Source organism: Nocardioides sp. (assembly GCF_041600255.1).
Taxonomy (GTDB): domain Bacteria; phylum Actinomycetota; class Actinomycetes; order Propionibacteriales; family Nocardioidaceae; genus Nocardioides.
Window position 1 is genome coordinate 1 of sequence record NZ_JBFIKK010000196.1, and the last position, 4,250, is coordinate 4,250.

At 68.4% G+C, this 4,250-nt stretch carries 5 protein-coding genes; 4 read left to right on the forward strand and 1 reads right to left on the reverse strand.

What is annotated here, in order from left to right:
• Positions 1 to 19: 19 nt before the first annotated feature.
• Positions 20 to 1,309: a citrate synthase gene (locus ABZE72_RS15980; protein ID WP_372730026.1), complete on the reverse strand. Its 1,290-nt coding sequence runs from the start codon at positions 1,307 to 1,309 to the stop codon at positions 20 to 22.
• A 249-nt stretch (positions 1,310 to 1,558) separates the two neighbouring features.
• Here ABZE72_RS15980 and rplM point away from each other — a divergent pair, with 249 nt between their 5' ends.
• The 4 genes from rplM to ABZE72_RS16000 all read left to right on the forward strand — a co-directional run.
• Positions 1,559 to 2,002 carry a 50S ribosomal protein L13 gene (gene rplM / locus ABZE72_RS15985; RefSeq protein ID WP_372730027.1) on the forward strand — a complete coding sequence of 148 codons (444 nt, stop codon included), beginning with the start codon at positions 1,559 to 1,561 and terminating at the stop codon, positions 2,000 to 2,002.
• Positions 2,003 to 2,037: 35 nt separating this feature from the next.
• A complete protein-coding gene (rpsI, locus tag ABZE72_RS15990) occupies positions 2,038 to 2,553 on the forward strand; it encodes a 30S ribosomal protein S9 (RefSeq protein WP_372730030.1) in 516 nt (171 codons plus the stop codon).
• A 19-nt stretch (positions 2,554 to 2,572) separates the two neighbouring features.
• Positions 2,573 to 3,925 carry a phosphoglucosamine mutase gene (gene glmM, locus ABZE72_RS15995; protein ID WP_372730028.1) on the forward strand — a complete coding sequence of 451 codons (1,353 nt, stop codon included), beginning with the start codon at positions 2,573 to 2,575 and terminating at the stop codon, positions 3,923 to 3,925.
• 43 nt (positions 3,926 to 3,968) lie between these two features.
• A partial coding sequence (locus ABZE72_RS16000; RefSeq protein WP_372730029.1) for a hypothetical protein occupies positions 3,969 to 4,250 on the forward strand: 282 nt, incomplete at its 3' end.

Consider the following 4,250-nt stretch of genomic DNA (forward strand, 5'->3'; position numbering starts at 1 on the left):
AACCAGTGAATCTGACCGCTCAGGCCCAGCGCTGGGCGGCGGGAACGAACTCCAGCTGCCGGTCGCCGGTGTAGATCTGCTTCGGGCGGGCGATCTTCTGCTCGCCGTCCTGGACCAGCTCGGACCACTGCGCGAGCCAGCCGGGGGTGCGGCCGATCGCGAACAGCACCGTGAACATCTCCGGCGGGAACTGGAAGGCCTCGTAGATCAGACCCGAGTAGAAGTCCACGTTGGGGTAGAGCTTCCGCTTGACGAAGTACTCGTCCTCGAGCGCGATCTTCTCGAGCTCCTGGGCGATCTCGAGCAGCGGGTTGACCCCGGTGACCTCGAAGACGTCGTCGCAGGCCTTCTTGATGATCGTGGCGCGCGGGTCGTGGTTCTTGTAGACGCGGTGACCGAAGCCCATCAGGCGCTCGTTGCCGGCCTTCACGCCCTCGATGAACGCGGGGATGTTCGACTTCGAACCGATCCGGCGCAGCATCCGCAGCACGGCCTCGTTGGCGCCACCGTGCAGCGGGCCGTAGAGGGCGGCGACACCGGCCGAGACGGCAGAGTAGGGGTCGACCTGCGAGGAGCCGACCGAGCGCACCGCGTTGGTGGAGCAGTTCTGCTCGTGGTCGGCGTGCAGGATGAAGAGCACGTCCAGGGCCTTGACCAGGCGCTCGTCCGCCTCGAACTTCTTCTCGCTCATCTTGAACAGCATGGAGAGGAAGTTGGCGGTGTAGCCGAGGTCGTTGTCCGGGTAGATGAACGGCTTGCCCTGCGCGTGGCGGTAGGACCAGGCGCCCAGCGTCGGCATCTTGGCGATCATCCGGACGATCTGCATGTGCCGGTTCTCCGCGTCGCCGATGTTGCGGGCGTCGGGGTAGAACGTCGACAGCGCGCCGACGGAGGCCATCAGCATGCCCATCGGGTGGGCGTCGTAGCGGAAGCCCTCCATGAAGGACTTCACGTTCTCGTGCACGAAGGTGTGGTACGTGATCTCGTGGACCCACGAGTCGTACTCCGCCTTCGACGGCAGCTTGCCGGTGTTGAGCAGGTAGGCCACCTCGAGGAAGTTGGACTTCTCTGCCAACTGCTCGATCGGGTAGCCGCGGTACTCCAGGATGCCCTTGTCGCCGTCGATGTAGGTCACGGCGCTGCGGCAGGAAGCGGTGTTCACGAAACCCGGGTCGTAGACCGCGAGGCCCGGCTGGTCGTCGCCGGCCCGGATCTGTCCCATGTCGGCGGCCTTGATGGTGCCGTCGACAATCGGAACGTCGTACTCCAGCCCGGTGCGGTTGTCACGGACGGTCAGAGATTCAGTCACCCGAACAACTTAGACGCAGGCACGGCCCCCGTGCGAATTCGCCGGGCTCGTTTTGACCATCCTCGGCACCCGCGCGTAGTCTTGTCGGTCGCGCCTCCTGCCGCGTCCTGACCCAGCTCCACGGGTCGAGATGCAGTCCCGGACACCCACTCCTGTGGCAAGCCGGGCCGTGTTCGTCAGAAGGCGCCGCACCACCACCCGCGGGGGCTCTTCCCCGTGGGCCCTACGAACGAAGAAGGTAGTTCAGCCGTGCGTACGTACAGCCCCAAGCCCGCTGACATCCAGCGCGAGTGGCACGTCATCGACGCCACCGACGTGGTCCTCGGACGCCTCGCCGTCCAGACCGCCAACCTGCTGCGTGGCAAGCACAAGGCGATGTTCGCCCCTCACGTCGACGCCGGTGACTTCGTCATCATCGTCAACGCGGAGAAGGTTGCCCTGTCCGGCAACAAGAAGACCAAGAAGATGGCCTACCGCCACTCCGGCTACCCGGGCGGTCTCTCGGCCACCCCGATCGGCGAGGTTCTGGAGAAGGATGCGCGCAAGGCGATCGAGAAGGCTGTCTGGGGCATGCTCCCCAAGAACCGCCTCGGCCGTCAGGTGCTGAAGAAGCTCAAGGTCTACTCCGGCCCGACGCACCCGCACACGGCCCAGCAGGCCACTCCCTTCGAGATCGTCCAGGTCTCCCAGTAATCCGTCAGTAGAGAGACTTAAGGAATACCGTGACTATGTCCGATCAGGGGACCACCGAGAACCCGGCCGAGGTCGAGGAGACCTTCGAGACCAACGCCGAGGGCGTGGCGTACAGCTCCGAGAGCGCGCCGTCCGAGGACGCACCGCTGCGTGCCGCCACCATCGAGCCTGCTGCGGCCACCGGCCGTCGCAAGGAGGCCGTTGCGCGCGTGCGCATCGTCCCCGGCACGGGTGTGTGGACCGTCAACGGTCGCACCCTCGACTCCTACTTCCCGAACAAGCTGCACCAGCAGGTCGTGAACGAGCCGTTCGCGAACCTGCAGCTCGAGGGCCGCTTCGACGTCATCGCCCGCATCCACGGCGGTGGCATCACCGGTCAGGCCGGCGCGCTGCGTCTCGGCGTGGCCCGCTGCCTCAACAGCATCGACGTCGAGGCGAACCGTCCCTCGCTCAAGAAGGCCGGGCTGCTCACGCGTGACGCCCGCGTCATCGAGCGCAAGAAGGCCGGTCTCAAGAAGGCACGCAAGGCGCCGCAGTTCAGCAAGCGCTGATCGGCTAGCGTCAGGTTCCATGACGCAGAAGCATTTCGGCACGGACGGGGTCCGGGGCCTGGCGAACGGTCATCTGACCGCAGAGCTGGCCCTGGACCTTTCCGTTGCTGCAGCACGAGTCCTGGCCGAGCACGGCGAGTTCGAGGGGCACCGCCCCTTCGCCGTGGTGGGCCGGGACACGCGCATTTCTGGACAGTTCCTCGAGGCCGCCGTGGTCGCCGGCCTCGCCTCGGCCGGCGTGGACGTCGTCCTGCTGGGTGTGCTGCCCACGCCCGGCGTCGCCTTCCTGACCGACTCCCTCGGCGCCGACCTCGGCGTGATGCTCTCGGCCTCCCACAACGCGATGCCCGACAACGGGATCAAGTTCCTGGCCCGCGGCGGCGTGAAGCTCGCCGACGCCGACGAGGCCGAGATCGAGCGCCGGATGGGCGAGGACTGGTCGCGCCCCCTCGGCGGTGACGTGGGCCGGGTGCGCAGCCACCCCACCGCCGTCGACGAGTACGCCGCCCACCTCGACTCCACGATCACCCGCTCGCTGGAGGGCCTGACCGTCGTCCTCGACTGCGCCGAGGGTGCCGCCTTCGAGGCGGGGCCGCGGGCGCTGCGCGAGGCCGGCGCCACCGTCATCGCCATCCACGACCGCCCCGACGGGCTCAACATCAACGACGGCTGCGGCTCGACGTACCTCGAGCCACTGCGCAAGGCCGTCATCGAGCACGGCGCCGACGTCGGCTTCGCGCTCGACGGGGACGCCGACCGGTGCCTGGCCGTCGACCACCGCGGCGAGGTCGTCGACGGCGACCAGATCCTCGCGGTGCTGGCGCTCGGGATGTCCGAGACCGGTCACCTGGCCAAGAACACCGTCGTCGCCACCGTGATGAGCAACCTCGGCTTCGTGAACGCGATGAAGGCGGCCGGGGTCGGCGTCCGCCAGACCAAGGTCGGCGACCGCTACGTGCTGGAGGCGATGCGGGTCTCCGGCTACTCCCTGGGCGGCGAGCAGTCCGGCCACGTGATCATGAGCGAGTTCGCCACCACCGGCGACGGCATCCTGACCGCCCTGCACGTGCTGGAGCGGATGGCCGCCACCGGACGCAGCCTCGAGGACCTCGCCGGCGTCGTGCAGCGGCTGCCCCAGGTGCTGGTCAACGTCCCGGACGTGGACAAGTCCCGGGTCGACGAGGACGCCGTGCTCGCCGCCGCCCTCGCGGAGGAGGAGGCGATGCTGGGGGACTCCGGTCGCGTCCTGCTGCGGCAGTCGGGCACCGAGCCGCTGGTGCGGGTGATGGTCGAGGCCGGCACCCACGAAGAGGCGCAGGCCGTCGCGGACCGCCTGGCCGACGTCGTACGCCGCCAGCTCTCGCTGGGGTGATCGTTCCCGCGGTACGCGTAGGACGGGAACGTAGGATCTCGCCGTGAGTGAACCGGTGCTGCACGAGGTCGACCCCTCCGACGAGGCCGCGCTACGGTCCTGGTGGGAGATCGGCGCGCGGGTCGCCGTGGAGCGTCCGATCGACGCCTGGCCCTCATGGGAGGTGGCCCGGGGTGCGCTCTCGCGCCCGCGCCACGACATGGACCGGCTGCTGCTGCTCGCCTCCGTCGACGGCCTGGTGGTCGGTGCGGCCGTCGGGTACTTCTTCCTCCTCGACAACACCCACCTGGTCGAGGTGCGCGTGCACGTCGACCCGGCGTACCGC

Coding starts and splice junctions, on each gene's coding strand:
- rpsI (WP_372730030.1), top strand. CDS start 2,038: ATGTCCGATCAGGGGACCACCGAGAACCCGGCCGAGGTCGAGGAGACC.
- glmM (WP_372730028.1), top strand. CDS start 2,573: ATGACGCAGAAGCATTTCGGCACGGACGGGGTCCGGGGCCTGGCGAAC.